We start from the raw sequence: 18,109 nt of genomic DNA on the forward strand, positions 1-18,109 counted from the left end.
TGTGGTTCTGATATCTCGACGCTGATATCAAACTCTCAAGAAGCCAACGCTTCTCGGGGGTGACGGCGGCAAGAAAGCCCGATCGCCGGGAAGAGCACGAAGGAACCCGTAAAACCATCGCGCAGGACACGCCGGGTGATCCGGCCTTGCCTGTAGTGACTACGCTTGTGTGCTTTTTTATTTCGCACACAGGGCTGCGGGTGCGGTCTTGCATCCGGCGTTTCCTGCGCCCTTGTTTTGGGCTCCAACCGACATCAAGCTCGGGCCGTCAGGGCCGCGAGAATACGAACGCTTGTCCTTTTCTCCATTTGAAAAAATCACAAACAAGTGTGCGTTCTCCGATGGTGCGGTGCATGATTTGCGGCGAACGGGATCAGGATTAAGGTACCCGCGAGATGACGCGGCACGCAACGACGTCACCAGACATCACGGGAGAGACACGCAATGGCAAAGTGGATCAGGTTCGAGCACCACGGCAAAACCGGCTTCGGCACGCTGGAAGGCGACACCATCATCGTGCATTCGGGCGAGATGTTCGGCGCGGCAAAACCGATGGGCGAGACGCTCAAGCTTGCGGACGTGCAGGTGCAAACGCCCTGCGATCCCTCCAAGATGATCTGCCTGTGGAACAACTTCCATCAGCTCGCCGCCAAAAACGACTTCAAGGAACCGAAGGAACCGCTGTGGTTCCTGAAGGCGCCGAACGCCTACCACCCGGCCAACAAGCCGATCGAGCGGCCCGCGACTTACACCGGAAAGATCATCTACGAGGGCGAGCTCGGCGTCGTCATCGGCAAGAAATGCTTCAACATCACGGAAGCCGAAGCCGGCGACTACATCTTCGGCTACACCTGTGTGAACGACGTCACCGCCGTCGATCTCCTGCGCAAGGACAAGTCGTTCGAGCAATGGGCGCGTTCGAAGAGTTTCGATACCTTCGGCGTGTTCGGGCCGGTGATCTCGACCGGGCTCGACCCAATGAAGCTGTCGGTAAAAACCGTGCTGAACGGCAAGGAGCGGCAGAACTATCCCGTCGCCGACATGTTCTTCCCGCCGCATCGCCTCGTGGCCGCGATCTCGAAGGATGTCACACTGATGCCCGGCGACATCATCGCCTGTGGCACGTCGCTCGGCGCCGGCACCATGGGCGATGCCCATAATGTCGTCGACATCGTCATCGACGGCGTCGGCAGCCTCTCCAATGTGTTCGACCAGGTGTTGCCGAGCCCCTACCTGCTGGGTGCTCCGCCGAAACCGAAGAAGATCTGCGTGGTCGGCGCCGGCGCCATCGGAGGATTATTGGCGGCCAAATTCGCACTCGCGGGCGATGACGTTACCGTGATCGACCAGGGCGCCCACCTCGCCGCCATCCAGAAGAACGGCCTCAAGCTCGAATGGCACGACGGCAAGGTGCAGACCGCCAAGATGAAAGCCGTGAACAAGGCAACCGAAGCCGGCAAGCAGGACATCGTCGTGCTGGCGGTAAAGGCGCATTTCCTCGATCAGGTGGTGCGCGACATCGACAGCCTGCTCGGGCCCGACACCATCGTGCTGACGGTGCAGAACGGCTTGCCCTGGTGGTACTTCCAGAAACTCGGCGGCCAGTACGATAATCAGCGGCTGCAAAGCCTCGATCCCTCCGGCGTGCTCACCAAGCATATCGACCCCAGCCGCATCATCGGCTGCGTGGTCTATCCGGCGGCGGCTGCGACCGCGCCCGGCGTGGTCCATCATGTCGAAGGCGACCGTTTCCCGATCGGCGAACTCGACGGCAAGGAGACGCCGCGCGTGAGGGAATTGCACGACGTCTTCATCAAGGCGGGCCTGCGATCGATGGTGCTGCCAGACATCCGCTCGGAGATCTGGCTCAAGGCGTGGGGCAATCTCTCATTCAACCCGATCTCGGCGCTGACGCATGCGACGCTGGTCGATATCTGCCAGTTTGCCGAAACACGCGATCTCGCCGCGACCATGATGAAGGAAGCGCAGGACATCGCGCAGAAACTCGGTGTCACCTTCCGCGTCACGATCGAGAAGCGCATTGCGGGTGCGGAAGCCGTCGGCGCCCACAAGACGTCGATGTTGCAGGACGTCGAGGCCGGCCGTTCGCTGGAAACCGAGGCGCTGATCGGCTCCATCCTCGAAATGGCCAAGCTGACCAATACGTCGGCGCCCGCGATCCAGTCGGTCTACGCGCTGGTGAAACTGCTCAACAAGGTGATGCTGCTCGAAGGCGGCGGCGTGAAGGTCGAGAAGATCGGCAAGGCCGCGTGAGAAAACGAAGTGGGTCCATCGTCGTCATTCCGGGGCGCGAGTGAAACGAGCGAGCTACGATGTGCAATTGCACATCGGAGAATCCATCTCACCTCGCGCCAATTGGACAAATGGATTCCGGGCCTGCGCCTCCCGCGCAAAATAGCTCCACTATTTTTGCCGCGACGGCGCATCCCGGAATGACGAGGAGAGAAAGTAAGCTGCCGCTTGAATGCGATTCCCGTTTCGCGGGCGGGGAGAGGTGAAAGGAACCAGTTGCGAAACCCTACGCGACGCGCTTGTGTTCGATGAGTGCCTTGCCAAACGCCTGAAACAGCGCGCGGTTGATCGGGTTGCGCTGCGGATCGTATTCGGCATGCCACTGCACGCCGAGCGCAAAGGACGGCGCCTCCGCAATCCGGATCGCCTCGATCGTGCCGTCTTCCGCAATGCCCTCCACCACGACCCGTTCGCCGGGATCGAGGATGCCCTGACCGTGCAGCGAATTGACGCGAATAGTGTCGCAGCCGAGCAACTCGGCGAAGGCGCCGCCGGCGAGCAGGCGGACTTCATGCCGGTCCGCGAAGATCACCTTGGGGTCGGGATGGATTTCGCCGCTCTCCAGCCGCGGCATCCGGTGGTTCATGCGGCCGGGCAGTTCGCGAATCTCCGGATGCAGGGAGCCGCCGAAGGCGACGTTCATCTCCTGAAGGCCCCGGCAGATCCCGAAAAGCGGGATGCCGCAGGCGACGCAGGCCGCCGACAGGGTCAACGCCACCTCGTCGCGCTTGATGTCGTAGGGTTCGTGCTTGGCGTCGGGGGCGGACTTGAAGCGGGTGGGATGGACATTGGCGCGGGCGCCGGTCAGCACGATGCCGTCGACCACGTCGAGCAGGGCAGCAACGTCGGTGATGCCAGGGCAACTCGCAAACACCAGCGGCAAGGCGTCGGCCACTTCGGCGATGGCGCGAAGGTTTCGGACGCCAACCGCCTGGACGTCAAAACGACCTTCGACGCGGTGCGAATTCCCGATCACACCGACAACCGGCTTCCTTCTCATGCCCCTTCCATTTCGTAACCCTTTCAGGGGTGATAATGCACTTGCATCTGAATCGGATCAATATTTCAGGACCATTTTCCCAGGCTGCCCTGCCCTGCGGTGGATTCATCCCTCGGTGGCTGGCTGGCCCCGAGGCACAGATCGTCTCGGAACAAGCCGGCCGGGCGGCTTGATCCGCGAGGCGTTTTGACGAAAGAGTGTGTCTGTAACTTTAGCGGGGTTTAAGAAAACGTGCCGCTGTCGCCGGAACGCCGTGAGGCCCGAAACGATCTCGCCTGGGCCATCTCGGTCGGCGGCATCGGCGTGGTCGCCTTCGCGAGCCTGCTGCTGTTCGCCTGGACTTTCGCGACGACGCTGTTTCTGATCTTTGCCGGCATGTTGCTGGGCGTCGCGCTCAACGCCATGACCCAGCTGCTTGGCCGCGTCGTCGGATGGCCGCATTCGCTGCGACTCGTCATCGTTTGTCTGGTGCTTGCCGGGATGTTGTCCGGCATCATTTTCCTCGGCGGCAGCACCATCGCGCAGCAGGCCACCGCGCTGAGCGGCACGATCAAATCGCAACTGGTCAACGTGAAGGCCTTCCTTGACCGCAACGGGATCGACACCAGCTATTTCGAGCTGGGCAATCCTGCCTCGGAACCGTCCGCTCCAGCCTCGCCGGGCACGCCCAGCCCACCGCACAGTCTTTCCGGCGCGGGCGCGCTGGCATCGAGCGGCGGCGCGATCGTGAGCCAGACCTTGAAGCTGCTGTTGGGCACGCTGAGCGCGGTCGGCAACTTCTTCATCGTGATTTTTCTGGGCCTGACCTTCGCCGCCCAGCCCAGCGTCTACCGGAAGGGCCTTCTATATCTGGCGCCGGCGAAGCACCGCGCCCGGGCCACCGTCATCATCGACCAGATCGGCGACACGCTGGAGCGCTGGCTGATCGCGCAGATCGCCGTGATGGCCGCCGTGTTCGCCGTGACCTGGCTTGGGCTCGCCGTTATCGGCATCCCCAGCTCGTTCATCCTGGGCATTCAGGCAGGTTTGCTCGCCTTTATTCCGACCGTGGGCGCCATCGTCGCGGGCCTGATTGTCGTATTGGCGAGTCTTGCTTCCGGATGGGTGGCGGCGGCGAGTGCGCTGGTGCTCTTCATCGGCGTCCATGCGCTCGAGAGCTACATCCTCACGCCGATGCTGCAGCGCCAGGCGCTGGATATTCCGCCTGCCACGCTGTTTGCGTTCCAGATCCTGTTGGGCGTCGTGTTCGGAATCTGGGGTATCTCGCTGGCGCTGCCGCTGATGGCGATCGTCAAGGTGCTGATCGATCACTTCAAGGCCGAGGCGCCCGTGGCGAGCGCCACGCCGGCATGATCTTAGCTCACCACGGTCTGGGTGTGCTCGACTTCGGGCGCGCTCGCGAAATACTGCCCGACCAGGCCGCGCCAGGCCTGAAAATCTTCGGAGCCGCGGAAATCGACGGTGTGATTTTCCAGCGTCTCCCATTTGACGAACAGCCGGTAGCGCGAGGGTTTCTCGACAGACTTGTGGAGCTCCATGCCGCGGCCGCCCTTGGCGCGCAAGAACAGCGGCTTTGCCTTGGCGACGGCGGCCTCAAAATCCTTTTCCGTGCCGGGTTTCACTTCAATTTGGGCGATTTCGGTGACCATGGTGCAAGCCTTTCTTTTTAAGAAGGGCTTGTCTGTAACCGAGCCAGCAAAAAAGGAAAGAGCCGCTCGCGCAAGCCGCCTTTGCTCAGCTGAGGAGCAGGACTGTGCCGACGACCATCATCGCGCAACCGGCAAACATGACGATCGGCCAACGACTCCGTTGCGCGCTGTAGCGGCCTTGCGCACGCCGCTCGGTGATCAGAGCGGTCTCAAACTCTTCGGCGGTCGAGAACATACAGGCGAAGCCGCCACGCGCCGATATCGCAGCCGCTTCAAGCGAGCTCAGAGCGGCTTCCGGATTACCCCTGCGGATCGACTCCATAACGCCAAGCGTATGGAGCGGATGGTAAACATGGGGTTACCATCCGCCCCCTCGATGTCACGCCAGGCGTGGCACTCCCGTGACCGGGCGCGCGGAGCCCGCGCTTTTACGCCGCCAGTGTTCGAGCGACAGCGGCAATTCTTCCGCGGCCTCGACCCGATTACGGCCGCCGCGCTTGGCCTGATAGAGCGCGGTATCGGCGGCCGCCAGCAGCACCTCGAGCTCGGTGCCTGCCGGTCCGCCGGCCACGCCGATGCTGACTGTAGTATCGACCGGGCCTTCTTCGCAGACGATGCCGGATGCCTCAAAGGCTTCGCGCACGCGTTCCGCGACAATGACGCCCTCTTCGAGCGGGCATGGCAACAGCGCCGCAAATTCCTCGCCGCCGATGCGACCCGAAAGATCGCTTATCCGCAAGTTATTCACGACGACAGCCGAGAACAGTTTGAGGATCTCGTCGCCCGCTGGATGCCCGAAGCGATCGTTGATCGACTTGAAGTGATCGATATCGAAGATCAGCGCCGTCACCGGACGGCCGGCAGTGCCCTCGCGCTCGATGGCGCGCGCGCAGGCTTCGGAAAAGCCGCGGCGGTTGAACATGCCAGTCAACGGATCGACCGACGCCGCATTCTTGTGCACGGTCACCGCGCGCTCGGAAACGAGCATGAAGATCAGGAAAACCGTGCCGACTGCATAAAGGAACAGTTCGACGGCGAACATCGTCACCCAGATGCTGTCGCCAAAAGCGCGGTCATGCGGATGAAGAAGATCGCCCAACAGGATCGGCAACATCAGCACGAAGCCGTGCAGCACGGGGACCGCGACGGACGGCCAGCGCCTGCGCAAGTTGCGGCGACGCTCGGTCCACAATTCACTGGCCGTAAGCGCCGCATAGACCGCGACAATGCCAGCGCCGATGGTCAGCCGCATCGCGGCCGCGCCCGACCCAAGCGTCATCACGGCAGCGATCCAGACCAACGCGCCCAACACCAGTCCGGGGAAACTCGGTTTCTTGCCGTGAAACAGCCGCGAGGCGTTCCAGACCATGCCGCAGGTCAAAAAGCCGACGGCATTCACCGCCAGCGCGAACATATCGCCGAACCTGGCACTGCCGAATGTCCACAGCGCCACGGACGCCGCCCCAAGCAGGTAGGCCGATCCCCACCACTTCAGTGCTGCAATTTTCTCCTGAAGACCGAAGAACAACAGCATCATTCCCAGCAGCGCCGCGATCATCGTGGCGACGGTGTAGAGCGTGGAAGTATCGAGCGACATGGTGTCACCGAAAGTTTGTGATGCACAATTTCAAGGCGCACGGTCGAACCAAAGACCCTTCGCCATCTGCCACGCTATGCCTGCCCTGTTGGCAATCCGTTTGATTCGATGCGCAAGTTTTCGGGAAAAACTGCGTCAACTCATTATTAAAATGCGAAAAGAAAAAGCGCCCGCAAGCGGGCGCTTTTGCACTACCGGAAGATGCCGCGTTCGCGGCAAATTTGAACGAAGCAGTTAGCGCTTCGAGAACTGGAACGACCTGCGCGCCTTGGCGCGGCCGTACTTCTTGCGCTCGACCACGCGCGAGTCGCGGGTGAGGAAACCGCCCTTCTTGAGGACGCTGCGCAGATCCGGCTCGAAATAGGTCAGCGCCTTGGAGATTCCGTGACGCACGGCCCCTGCCTGGCCAGAAAGGCCGCCGCCGGTCACGGTGCAGATCACGTCATATTGGCCGGCGCGGGCGGCGGCGATCAGCGGCTGCTGAATCATCATCCGCAGCACCGGACGAGCGAAGTAGACCTCGACCTCACGGGTATTGACGGTCACCTTGCCGGCGCCGGGCTTGATCCAGACGCGGGCGACCGCGTCCTTGCGCTTACCGGTGGCATAGGCACGGCCGTATTTATCGACTTTCTTGACGTATTTCGGCGTTTCGGGCGTTGCCGGTTTGAGTTGCGACAATTGATCGAGCGACTGCACGGTATCAGCCATCTTATGCGGCCCTCTTGTTCTTGCGATTCATCTTGCCAATGTCGAGCGCTTCCGGCTGCTGGGCTTCGTGCGGATGTTCCGCACCGGGATAAACACGCAGGTTACCGAGCTGGACACGGCCGAGCGGCCCGCGCGGGATCATGCGCTCAATGGCCTTTTCCACCACGCGCTCGGGGAAACGGCCTTCGAGGATCGCCTTGGCCGAACGCTCCTTGATACCGCCAATGAAGCCGGTGTGGTTGTAATAGACCTTGTTGTCGCGCTTGCGGCCGGTCAGCACAGCATGCGCCGCATTGATGATGATGACGTGGTCGCCGCAATCAACATGCGGCGTATAGGTCGGAAGATGTTTGCCGCGAAGGCGCATGGCGACCAGGGAAGCGAGGCGTCCGACCACCAAACCTTTGGCATCGATCAGCACCCACTTCTTCGTCACCTCGGCCGGCTTTGCCGAAAACGTTTTCATGTGAGTAATCCGTGAAAAGAGAAGGCGCACGTCGTGCGCCAAACTGCGGCGGTTTCTAGAGAGGTCTCGCGACCACGTCAATGTCGATTTGAACTATTTATCTATGTAAAATCAATTACTTAAATTTAAGGTTATATAATACCTCAAAAATCTCTAAGCAACGGGAATGGAATAGGTCGCGGTCACATGAGCGATCGGATCGGGCGATGAACCCGACAGAAGGCTGACTTCCCCAACTGCGAGCCGCTTGCCGAGCTTCAGAATCCGCGCCGCCGCGAGCACATCCAGTCCAGGCGAGCCTTTGCGCAGGAAATTGATGTTGAGGTTCGTCGTGACCGCAAGGCCAACCGGACCGATCGCCGACAACAGCACGACGTACATGGCGAAATCGGCCAACGCCATCAGCGTAGGGCCGGAAATCGTGCCTCCGGGACGCAGCATCTGGTCGCTATAACGCTGCCTGAGCCTGCACGAGGCGCCATCGGCCGCTTCGATCACAATATCGTCCGCCGCAAAAGCCTGCGGAAACTCGGCCCGAAGGAAGTTTTCCAACTCTGGCACCGTCATTTTTGCAACTGCCATGCTACTAACCGCCCTCGCCTCGCGCCACTTGTTACATTAGGTTCGCACGTCAGCCCATCATTTAAGCGACCATTTCGATGACGAGACAAACAGCACGCGCCCCCGTTTCGCAATCGCCGATCCTGTTGCGCGAACGCATCGACGATGTCGGCATCCTCACCCTCAACCGGCCAGACGTCCGCAACAGCCTGTCGGAAGGCCTGATCGAAGCGCTCACCGCCGCACTTCGGGAGATCCACGACGATGCCAAGGTGCGCGCTGTCGTGATTGCCGCCACCGGCAAGGCGTTTTCGGCGGGCCACGACATGAAAGAGCTGACGGCACGCCGCAGCGATGCCGATCGCGGCCGGGCTTATTTTGCCGAGATGATGACCGCGTGCAGTACCATGATGCAGGCGATCGTCCATTTGCCAAAGCCAGTCGTCGCCGCGGTTCAGGGCGTTGCCACCGCGGCCGGATGCCAGTTGGTCGCAAGCTGCGATCTGGCGATTGCTTCTGAAGCGGCGACCTTCGCAACACCCGGCGTCGATATCGGCCTGTTCTGTTCCACGCCGATGGTGGCGCTGTCACGCAACGTTCCACGCAAGCAGGCGATGGAAATGCTGCTGACCGGGGAACCCATTTCGGCCACCACCGCACGCGAGATCGGCCTCGTCAATCGGGTCGTATCCGCCGGCACCGAACGCGAAGCAGCGATTGCGCTGGCGCAAAAGGTCGCGCGCAAATCTGCCTATACGATCAAGATCGGCAAGGCCGCGTTTTACCGTCAGGCCGAAATGAGCCTCGCTGAAGCCTATCGCTACGCGGCGGCAGTGATGACCGAGAATATGATGGCACGCGACGCCGAGGAAGGAATCGGCGCCTTCATCGAGAAGCGCGAGCCGAAATGGCACGATAAATGAATCACGACAACTACGACGACAACTACATCCGCGCGATCCTCAATGACGTGAAATCCATCGCGATGGTCGGCGCTTCGCCGGTTAACGTGCGGCCGAGTTATTTCGCGTTCAAATATCTCGCCCAGCGAGGCTATGACATGATTCCAGTCAACCCCGGCCACGTGGGCAAGAGCCTGCTCGGAAAGCCTTTCGTCGCCTCGTTGCTGGATATCGATCGGCCCATCGACATGGTCGATATCTTCCGAAACTCGAGCCACATCATGCCCGCTGTCGATGAAGCGTTGAAAATGACGCCTTTGCCGAAAATAATCTGGATGCAGCTTGGCGCGCGCGACGATGCCGCAGCCGAAAAGGCGCAAGCCGCTGGTCTCAAGGTGGTGATGAACCGCTGTCCCAAGATCGAATATGGCCGGCTGTCTTCGGAAATCTCATGGATGGGTGTGAATTCGCGCACCCTGAGTTCCAAGCGCGCGCCAATGCCGACGCAGGGCATGCGGCTTTCGCTGGGGCGCACCAGCGTTGGCGGTGGAACGACCGATGCGTCCGACCGCGCAGCAAAAAACAGAACCGATGTGCCCTGACACGGGTTGAGACGATTCTTGCGCCGATAGCGACGAACTCGGCAGAACCTCTCCAAACAGACCGTCAACCGCTACTCCGCCTTGACGCCGGACGCAGCCGACATCAGCATACCTTCCGTAAATCAGGCAAAAAGGGCACACACATGACCGATCGTCCTCCGGGCTTTTCCACCCTTGCCGTACACGCGGGCGCACATCCCGACCCGACTACCGGCGCGCGAGCAACGCCGATCTACCAAACCACGTCCTTCGTGTTCAACGATGCCGATCACGCCGCTTCGCTGTTCGGCTTGCAGGCGTTCGGCAATATCTACACCCGGATCGGCAACCCGACGCAGGCGGTGCTGGAAGAGCGTGTCGCGGCCCTTGAAGGCGGCACCGCTGCACTGGCGACGGCATCCGGCCACTCGGCGCAGGTCGTGGTTTTCCAGATGCTGCTCAAGCCCGGTGACGAATTCATCGCCTCCCGCAAGCTCTATGGCGGCTCGATCAATCAGTTCACTCACGCCTTCAAGAGTTTTGGATGGAACGTGGTCTGGGCCGATCCCGACGACATCGGAAGCTTCGAGCGCGCGGTGACGCCGCACACCAAGGCGATCTTCGTCGAATCGATCGCCAATCCCGGCGGCACGATCACCGATATCGAAGCTATCGCGGCCGTCGCCCGCAAGGCCGGCGTTCCCCTGATCGTCGACAATACGCTGGCGACACCTTACCTGATCCGCCCAATCGACCATGGCGCCGACATCGTCGTACACTCGCTGACCAAATTTCTCGGCGGTCATGGCAACTCGATCGGCGGCATCATTGTCGATGCCGGTACCTTCGATTGGTCGAAGGACAACAAATATCCCATGCTGAGCGAACCGCGGCCGGAATATCACGGCATCAAGCTTCAGGAGACGTTCGGCAACTTCGCCTTTGCGATCGCCTGCCGCGTGCTGGGCTTGCGCGATCTGGGCCCGGCCATCTCGCCGTTCAACTCATTTTTGATCCTGACCGGCATCGAGACGTTGCCGCTGCGGATGCAGAAGCATTGCGAGAACGCCAAAGCGATCGCCGAATGGCTGGTCCCGCATTCTGAAGTGGCCACCGTCAACTATGCTGGGCTGGCCGGCGACAAATACAACAACCTCGCCCGCAAATATGCGCCGAAAGGCGCCGGTGCCGTCTTCACCTTCAGTCTGAAGGGCGGCTATGACGCCGGCGTCAATCTGGTGTCAAAGCTGAAGCTGTTCTCGCATCTGGCCAATGTCGGCGACACCCGTTCGCTGGTCATTCACCCGGCCTCGACCACCCATAGCCAGCTTGATGACGCCGCCAAGATCAAGTCGGGCGCGGCGCCCGATATGGTGCGGCTATCGATCGGCATCGAGGACAAGGAAGACCTGATTGCCGACCTCGATCAGGCGCTGCGGCCGGGCTGAAATTCGATTCTCGTTAACACTCGCTCCGTTCAAAGGTGCTTGAATCATTACCGTATGATTCGGAGCGGAGCGATGTTGCGCTGGATACTGTTGCTTGCGGCCGCGATGTTCGCATTTGACTTGGCCCATGCCGCGGACATGCCGGATTCAGGCAAGGTCGTCTACGGCAAGGTGCCGCGCCACGGCCGGACTGCCCCTGTTGTGGAGGAGTCGGATCTCCTCTTCACGCCATCGGAGGCTTTTCCAGTCGTCCACCTTCCGCCGCACACGCCGATCTTGTTGGGGTCGTCAACGCTTCCCGGCTACTATGGCTCCACGCATTCCTACGACTATCAGGGCCCCTATTACGGCGGCCCAAACATCAATTATCGGTTCCAATTGCCCTATGCCTGCGGCGTGCTCGGCTACTGCTGATAAAGGCCACGCCCGGCTTCAGCCCGGCTGCGTGACGGGTTCGCCAATCGTCTCTTGCTTGGCCGCCTCGCGCCGAGATCCCGTCAAACGTTCCACCTGAGCGACCACAAACGTCAGCACGACGATCGCAACTGCCTGATGGGCAAGCGCGAGATCCATCGGCGCCTGATTGAGCAGCGTGAGGATGCCCAGGGTCGCTTGCAAGGCGACGACGCCGAAGAGCCATAGCGCGCCGTCGACTGCCGCCCGGTCAACACGGGAACGGGCTGCGTCAACGGCATGCAGAACGGCCAGGATAAACAAGGTGTAGGCCATCATGCGGTGCTCGAATTGCACGGTGAGCGTATTTTCGAATAGATTACGCCACCACGGCACGTCGAAGAAAAGCCTCACGGCCGAGGGAATGAACCCGCCGTCAATGTCAGGCCAGGTGTTGTAGATCTTGCCGGCGCGAAGCCCTGCTACCAATGCGCCGAAATAGAGCTGCACAAACGTCAAGACCAGCAGCACCCATGCGGTGATCTTGAGCCGCAACGGCGCGGCGGAAGACACCGTCTCGCCGATCCGTCGCAGCGTCCATACGATGGCTGCAAAAATCAGGAGCGCCAGCACGAGGTGTGTCGCGAGACGATATTGGGAAACCTCCACCCGTTGCGACAGCCCCGAGGCGACCATCCACCATCCAACGACGCCTTGCAGCGCGCCGAGCCCGAAGATCCCCCACAATCGCCGTTTCAGATCGTTGCCGAGAACACCGCGCCACAGAAACCAGAGGAACGGCAGCAGATAAGCCACGCCGATCACCCGTCCTAGCAGCCGGTGGCTCCATTCCCACCAGAAGATGCTCTTGAACTCGTCAAGCGACATGCCGGCGTTCATCTGGCGGTATTGCGGAATCGTCTTGTAGCCCTCGAAAGCGGCCGTCCATTGCGCCTCATTGAGCGGCGGCAGCGCGCCGGTGACCGGCTTCCACTCCACAATTGACAGCCCCGACTCTGTGAGACGGGTGGCGCCGCCGACAAGCACCATGATCGCGATCAAAGCGGCGACAACAATCAACCACCAGCGGACGGGGCGGATATCCTGAGTTTGGGAGCCGGAGATAGCAGGCATTATCATCGCACTTGATACAAGTTCCGCGCACCTTATAGTCGGCCCCTTCCCGCACGCAAAGCACGCATTCGAGAGCAAAATACCGATTCCGTCATGAAAATACGCACCCGTAAACTGCTTGGAACCATCGCATTATTGCTGCTGGCGGCGATGTGGTCGCTGATGGGGATGGTCGTGGCACAGATGCCGTGGCTTGCAAGCTCGGGCAAATTACAGGCCGTCTTTTACGTGGTTGCGGGAATCGGCTGGGTGCTTCCGGCGATGCCGATCGTCAGCTGGATGTCGCGGCCGGACCCGTCCTGATGCTGCGGGCTCGTCTCAGGTAGATGCCGCCCCCGACAGGATCACGCGCATGGCGCGCAACGAGTGCAGCCGTCCGTCCCACGTCATTCGCGGAAGCGCGAGCAGTGGTGTGTGCCCCGCCGGCTCAATGACGCCGGGGACGGTCGAGACTGCGCTGACGAATCCCGCCTCTTCCGCCATCGCCATATGCCGGCGTTGGAAGGATTTCCGATCGCCGAACGGATATGCGAAGTGTTTGACGTCACGCCCTAGCGCGGTCTCCATGACCGCTTTCCCCATGGTCATTTCCCGCAATGCGGCCGCGTCCTTCATGTTCGACAGAACGGGAAAGTTGACCGTTGCGCCTCCAAGCGTCACCAGCGGATCAGCCGCCAGTGTCGCCAAGTCGTCCCAGTCCAGCGCAACCTGCCGCGACAGCGCCGCAAGATCGACGGCGTAACGCGTGCAGAGGTCCTTGATGGCGGCAGACAGTTCCGCGGCTCCAAGCGAGCGCACCCACTGCGTGAGAAGATCGTAGAGTTGATATTTTTCCGCAATTCCCGGGACGTCGAAGTGCATTTCGTTGCGGCCCATTACGAGGCTGATGCGCGGTTCCCGCGCGATCATCTGCTCGAGCGCGAGCCACCAGGCCTCGCCGATACCGTCGGGAAACGCGGTCGGCACATAGACCGTGAAGGGAACACGGTGCCGCGACAACACCGGATAGGCTGACGTGACGATGTCCTTGTAGGCTCCGTCAAACGTCAGGCAAACGAACCGCTCCCGTGCGGCGAGCGTGACCGCCCTGCGGCAGACCTCGTCGATCGAAATGATGTCATAGTTCCAGCGTTTCAGCGCGCGGATCGTGCGATCGAGAAACTCGGGCGCGATTTCGCGCGACTGCAACGGCTGAAACCGCGCCGAGCTGCGAGGCCGAACACGCTCAAAGCGCAAGATGACGCCCGCGCCCTGCCGTTTCAACCACGTGCGACCGCTGAAATAAGCGAGTTCCAGCTTGAGGCTTGTCAGAAGTTCGGTTGCAGATGACAACGTCTCGTCTTTCAACGCTTGTTTCAAAGGGGACCGCTGACACCGCAACTCAGTGCCGCCTATTTGAAGTTCCTGCACCACAAGCGGCGAATTCGATCCAGGAACTTCAAATAGAACAACGGCACTAGAAATTAATGGGTTTGCCAGTGCGGCGGTTCAGAAGTCCGTATTATTTCGGCCGCGAGTTCGCCATGCGGACCTTCTGAACCAAAGCCGCACTAGAACAATAATTTGGCTGGTGTCCTTTCGATTCCGAAGTTCGTAAACGTGGGGCCGCAAGACAATACGAACTTCGGAATCGGGACACCAGTGCCGATAACTTTTCGAAGTTCGTGGAAGTGGATGTCGCGAACGGAGCAGCAACTTCACTAGCCGGCACAGCGGAATATCCGCTCACCGCAACTCCATTGTCATTACCCTTTGTTGACATTTCTTTGCAAAGGTCGGTCGAGGCAAAAATTAAGTAATCCCTTACACGGATTTTTGCGACAGGTACTGCGATGACGATGGCTGCCGCGATCGAAAGCCGAAACGCAGGCGCGCCAGCATGGTCGGCACCAAGCCGCCTCGCCGCTGTTGATATATTCACTGACCTTGACCAGGCTGAGACCGTCTGGCGAAGCCTTGAACTTCAACACCACCTCTCTACCCCCTATCAACGGTTCGATTTCCTGCGGCCGTGGCACCGGATGGTCGCGGCGCGGGCCGGCCTCCAGCCTCTCATTGTCGTTGCCTATGACCGCGATCGCATGCCGTTGTTGCTGTTCCCGCTCGTGCTTAGACAGACGAAGGGCATTCGTATCGTCCATTTCATGGGCGGCAAGCACGCCACATTCAACATGGCGCTGTGGAATCGGGATTTTGCCGCCGTAGCGTCCCGCGCCGACCTGGATCTTGTCTTTGCCGCGATCCACGAGCGCGAGGGCGTCGACCTGCTCGCGTTCGACCAGCAGCCTCTCACCTGGCAGGATCTGCCGAATCCGATGGGTTTGCTGCCGCACCAGCCCTCCATCAACGATTGCCCCATGATGACGATCGTGCCGGGAACGCCTGCGATGGCCCGCGTCAGCCATTCGATGCGGCAGCGCCTGAAGACAAAGGAACGCAAACTGCAGGCATTGCCCGGGTATCGCTACCATGTCGCGGCCGGCGATGCGGATATCAAGCGCCTGCTCGACGCCTTCTTCCGTATCAAGCCACTGCGAATGGCCGAACAAAAGTTGCCCAACGTCTTCGCCGAGCCAGGCGTCGAGGACTTCATCCGTGACGCCTGCATAACGCCGTTGTCAGGGGGCGGCCGCGTGATCGAGATACACGCCCTCGAAAGCGACGGCGAAGTTATCGCAGTGTTTGCCGGCGTCGCCGACGGCACCCGCTTCTCAATGATGTTCAACACTTATACCGTGTCGGCCATTTCGCGTTACAGCCCCGGACTTATCCTGGTCCGCCACATCGTCGACCACTACGCCGAACGTGGATACCGCTCTCTCGACCTCGGCGTCGGATCGGACGGCTACAAGAAACTGTTTTGCAAGGCCAACGAGCCGATCTTCGATTGCTTTATCCCGCTCAGTCCGCGCGGCTCGGTCGCGGCCATGGTGATGTCAGCTTCAAGCCGCATCAAGCGTCTTGTCAAAAACAGCCCGGCGCTGTTGCGCCTCGCGCAACGGCTCCGGCGCGGCTTCCGTTAGCACACCCGGTCCAAACGAAATTCGGGAAGTTAAGCCGCCACGACACGCGGAGAAGAATCAACCCCGTCGGACGGCAGCACCGGCTTGCTCAGCATCGTCACGTCGGCGAAGCCAACAGCTTTGAACTGCTCGCACATCAGGTTGCGGGCATCGGCCGGCATGGAAGCATCCGGCACCACCACCGCCCGCGCCTGCGACGTCAAGAGCTCCGCGGACAGGTCCGGGGCACCGCCAGCGTCCAGCAGAACGTAGTCGTAGACCCTCAACAACGCGTCGATCGCAAGACCGAGCCGTGGCGACTGCAACAGCAACTGCAACTGGGAGCGATCGGAGCCCGGCCCCCCGGCACTTACAAGATGTGTCCGCGACAACCGATCCCTGGTGATCACTTGCGTGAATGACGCCTCACCCTGCATCAGTTCCGCCAAACCCGGGGCGTTCGGATCAACGGACACGGCCGAGACGGTTGGCGAGGCCGCCGCGAGGTCAACCACAACGACCCTCGAATTGCGCGCGATCAGGCGCGCGATGGTCAGTGCCGTCAGCGTAATGCTCTCGCTCGAAGCCGTGCCGAGAATGGTAACCTTGCGCGCGGCAGCTCCGGGAGCAAGCAACTTGCCTACAAGCTGTTCGACTTCAGCGAACTCGGATTCGATTTCCGGAGCTAGCGGGACTGCAACGGGGTCTACCGCAGGCCCGGTTTCGACGGGAGCGGCAACGATCATTGGCGCAGGCTCGCGCGCTGGAGCCGACGCCGGCGTCGGTCCAAACGCGGCCGCCGCGCGCGGGATCGTCATGCGCAGCAACTCGCCGGTGACGATCGTTCCGGTCGACAGCAACAATGCCGCCAGCGTCGCAAGCAATACGATCGGCAGCTTCTTCGGATAGGCTGGGCTGTTGGACACGCTGGCGCGGGAAATGATCCTGCCATCCGTCGGCGCGGCCTCGATATTTTCGCGGGTGGTGGCTTCGCGATATTTCGCGAGATAGGATTCCAGCAGGTCGCGCTGCGCCTTGGCTTCGCGCTCAAGGGCCCGAAGCTGAACGTCCTGGCCGTTGGCCGAGCTCGCCTGCTTCTTCACCTGATCGAGGTAAGCGCTTAAGTCCTCAACCCTGCCGCTGGCAATTCGCGAATCGCTATCCAGCGAGCGGGAGATCTTGCTCGCCTCATCGCGAATCTGCCGGTCCAGATCGGCCAATTGCGCCTTGAGCTCCTTGATCCGCGGATGGCCATCGAGCAAGGTCGACGATTGTTCGGCGAGTTGCGCGCGCAGCGTCACACGCTGTTCGCTCAGGCGGCGGATCAATTCCGAGTTCAATACTTCGGAGGCTTCGATCGGTTTGCCGCTCTGAAGCATTTCGCGGATCAGACGCGCCTTCGATTCGGCGTCGGACTTGAGCGCGCGGGCATTGTTCAGTTGCGTGTTCAGCTCACCCATTTGTTGGTTCGACAGCGTGGTGTTGTTGGTGCCGACGAACAGGCTGGACTTCGACCGAAAATCCTCGACACGGGATTCAGCGTCAGCGACCTTCTTGCGCAGGCTTTCGATTTCACCTGCCAGCCATTGCCCCGCCGACCGCGCTTGATCCCGCCGGGCGTCCTGCTGGAGCACCAGATAACCGTCAGCGATGGAGTTGGCGACCCGTGCCGCGAGATCAGGATCGCGTGACTGAAATTCAACGACGACGACGCGCGATTTATCGACCGCATAGGCTGTAAAGCGGTCGTAGTAGGCATCCAGCACCCGCTCTTCCGGCGTCAGCGAGACGGGATCGCGGCCGATCCCGATCAGAGCGAGCACAGACTTGAGACGGGAAAAACCCCTCAGCACCGGATCAAATTCCGGCAATTCTGCAAGCCTGTTCTTCTTGATGACGTCTCGCGCAAGGTCGCGCGACAGCAGGAGTTGCACCTGGCTGGTGACGGCTTCGGGATCAAGTGCGTTGCGATCGTCGTTCCGCTCGCCATTCGGGCGCAGAAATACGTTTTCCCGCCCGTCGATGAGGATCCGCACCTCGGATTTGTATCGCGGGGTGATCATGTTTACGGCGGTGATCGACAGCACAGCGGCAAGCATGGTCGGAACGATGATCCATATCCGCTTGCGCGTCAGCGCCTGCCCGATCGCCACAAAATCCAGATCGCCGGCTGGAGTGGCTATCGGCTCGGTGACGGCCGGCGTAACTTCGGGCTCGGCCGGCGCGATCGCCGGCTTGTCCGAACGCCAGAACGCTAAACGCATCTCTCACTCCCCGCGGACACCACGACTCTACCGGCTGCGGGGCGATTACACTCCATTAAGGTTGCCGCTGAGTTAATTCCGGGGGTTT

General features: G+C 60.9%; 18 protein-coding genes and 1 pseudogene. 9 read left to right on the top strand and 10 right to left on the bottom strand.

Translation table 11 applies throughout. The features are described from left to right. Positions 1–444: 444 nt before the first annotated feature. Positions 445–1,194: pseudogene (locus WB528_RS04430) on the top strand (fumarylacetoacetate hydrolase family protein); the annotation flags it as partial. 42 nt (positions 1,195–1,236) lie between these two features. Next, on the top strand, positions 1,237–2,274 hold the full coding sequence (locus WB528_RS04435; RefSeq protein WP_423887232.1) for a 2-dehydropantoate 2-reductase: 1,038 nt from the start codon (positions 1,237–1,239) through the stop codon (positions 2,272–2,274). 265 nt (positions 2,275–2,539) lie between these two features. On the opposite strand, the gene WB528_RS04440 is transcribed toward WB528_RS04435, so the two are convergent. After that, positions 2,540–3,313 carry a gamma-glutamyl-gamma-aminobutyrate hydrolase family protein gene (locus WB528_RS04440; RefSeq protein WP_423887216.1) on the bottom strand — a complete coding sequence of 258 codons (774 nt, stop codon included), beginning with the start codon at positions 3,311–3,313 and terminating at the stop codon, positions 2,540–2,542. A 231-nt stretch (positions 3,314–3,544) separates the two neighbouring features. Between WB528_RS04440 and WB528_RS04445 the strand changes: the two genes are divergently transcribed. Next, the gene (locus WB528_RS04445) at positions 3,545–4,666 is read left to right on the top strand and encodes an AI-2E family transporter (protein WP_423887217.1); all 1,122 of its coding nucleotides are present in this window, start codon (positions 3,545–3,547) and stop codon (positions 4,664–4,666) included. A 2-nt stretch (positions 4,667–4,668) separates the two neighbouring features. Here WB528_RS04445 and WB528_RS04450 read toward each other — a convergent pair whose 3' ends face one another. The 6 genes from WB528_RS04450 to WB528_RS04475 form a co-directional block, all read right to left on the bottom strand. Further along, positions 4,669–4,962 carry an antibiotic biosynthesis monooxygenase family protein gene (locus WB528_RS04450; protein ID WP_423887218.1) on the bottom strand — a complete coding sequence of 98 codons (294 nt, stop codon included), beginning with the start codon at positions 4,960–4,962 and terminating at the stop codon, positions 4,669–4,671. Between the two features lie 85 nt (positions 4,963–5,047). Continuing rightward, positions 5,048–5,284 (bottom strand): hypothetical protein, encoded by a 237-nt coding sequence (locus WB528_RS04455; protein ID WP_423887219.1) that lies wholly within the window; start codon positions 5,282–5,284, stop codon positions 5,048–5,050. A 57-nt stretch (positions 5,285–5,341) separates the two neighbouring features. Continuing rightward, positions 5,342–6,559, bottom strand: a complete 1,218-nt coding sequence (locus tag WB528_RS04460; RefSeq protein WP_423887220.1) for a diguanylate cyclase — start codon at positions 6,557–6,559, stop codon at positions 5,342–5,344. A gap of 234 nt (positions 6,560–6,793) precedes the next feature. Continuing rightward, entirely contained in the window at positions 6,794–7,270 is a 477-nt protein-coding gene (gene rpsI, locus WB528_RS04465) for a 30S ribosomal protein S9 (RefSeq protein WP_423887221.1), read from the bottom strand. Between the two features lies 1 nt (position 7,271). Continuing rightward, the gene (gene rplM / locus WB528_RS04470) at positions 7,272–7,736 is read right to left on the bottom strand and encodes a 50S ribosomal protein L13 (protein WP_423887222.1); all 465 of its coding nucleotides are present in this window, start codon (positions 7,734–7,736) and stop codon (positions 7,272–7,274) included. A gap of 153 nt (positions 7,737–7,889) precedes the next feature. Continuing rightward, positions 7,890–8,318: a PaaI family thioesterase gene (locus WB528_RS04475; protein ID WP_423887223.1), complete on the bottom strand. Its 429-nt coding sequence runs from the start codon at positions 8,316–8,318 to the stop codon at positions 7,890–7,892. Between the two features lie 77 nt (positions 8,319–8,395). Between WB528_RS04475 and WB528_RS04480 the strand changes: the two genes are divergently transcribed. The 4 genes from WB528_RS04480 (at position 8,396) to WB528_RS04495 (ending at position 11,642) form a co-directional block, all read left to right on the top strand. Next, positions 8,396–9,220, top strand: a complete 825-nt coding sequence (locus WB528_RS04480) for an enoyl-CoA hydratase (protein ID WP_423887224.1) — start codon at positions 8,396–8,398, stop codon at positions 9,218–9,220. Beyond that, on the top strand, positions 9,217–9,801 hold the full coding sequence (locus tag WB528_RS04485) for a CoA-binding protein (RefSeq protein ID WP_423887225.1): 585 nt from the start codon (positions 9,217–9,219) through the stop codon (positions 9,799–9,801). Before WB528_RS04480 ends, WB528_RS04485 begins: the two co-directional genes overlap by 4 nt. A gap of 143 nt (positions 9,802–9,944) precedes the next feature. Next, the gene (locus tag WB528_RS04490; RefSeq protein ID WP_423887226.1) at positions 9,945–11,228 is read left to right on the top strand and encodes an O-acetylhomoserine aminocarboxypropyltransferase; all 1,284 of its coding nucleotides are present in this window, start codon (positions 9,945–9,947) and stop codon (positions 11,226–11,228) included. A gap of 72 nt (positions 11,229–11,300) precedes the next feature. Continuing rightward, positions 11,301–11,642: a hypothetical protein gene (locus WB528_RS04495; RefSeq protein ID WP_423887227.1), complete on the top strand. Its 342-nt coding sequence runs from the start codon at positions 11,301–11,303 to the stop codon at positions 11,640–11,642. A gap of 18 nt (positions 11,643–11,660) precedes the next feature. Here the strand turns inward: WB528_RS04495 and WB528_RS04500 are convergent, their stop codons facing one another. Beyond that, complete coding sequence (locus tag WB528_RS04500) at positions 11,661–12,755, bottom strand: COX15/CtaA family protein (protein WP_423887228.1); 1,095 nt, start codon at positions 12,753–12,755, stop codon at positions 11,661–11,663. Positions 12,756–12,848: 93 nt separating this feature from the next. Here WB528_RS04500 and WB528_RS04505 point away from each other — a divergent pair, with 93 nt between their 5' ends. Continuing rightward, a complete protein-coding gene (locus tag WB528_RS04505; protein ID WP_423887229.1) occupies positions 12,849–13,058 on the top strand; it encodes a DUF2842 domain-containing protein in 210 nt (69 codons plus the stop codon). Between the two features lie 15 nt (positions 13,059–13,073). On the opposite strand, the gene WB528_RS04510 is transcribed toward WB528_RS04505, so the two are convergent. Next, entirely contained in the window at positions 13,074–14,087 is a 1,014-nt protein-coding gene (locus WB528_RS04510) for a polysaccharide deacetylase family protein (protein ID WP_423887233.1), read from the bottom strand. Positions 14,088–14,587: 500 nt separating this feature from the next. Between WB528_RS04510 and WB528_RS04515 the strand changes: the two genes are divergently transcribed. Continuing rightward, positions 14,588–15,778, top strand: a complete 1,191-nt coding sequence (locus WB528_RS04515) for a GNAT family N-acetyltransferase (RefSeq protein WP_423887230.1) — start codon at positions 14,588–14,590, stop codon at positions 15,776–15,778. A gap of 29 nt (positions 15,779–15,807) precedes the next feature. Here the strand turns inward: WB528_RS04515 and WB528_RS04520 are convergent, their stop codons facing one another. After that, positions 15,808–18,021 carry a GumC family protein gene (locus tag WB528_RS04520; protein ID WP_423887231.1) on the bottom strand — a complete coding sequence of 738 codons (2,214 nt, stop codon included), beginning with the start codon at positions 18,019–18,021 and terminating at the stop codon, positions 15,808–15,810. Positions 18,022–18,109 lie beyond the last annotated feature (88 nt).

Source organism: Bradyrhizobium sp., from assembly GCF_049586575.1.
Taxonomy (GTDB): Bacteria; Pseudomonadota; Alphaproteobacteria; order Rhizobiales; family Xanthobacteraceae; genus Bradyrhizobium.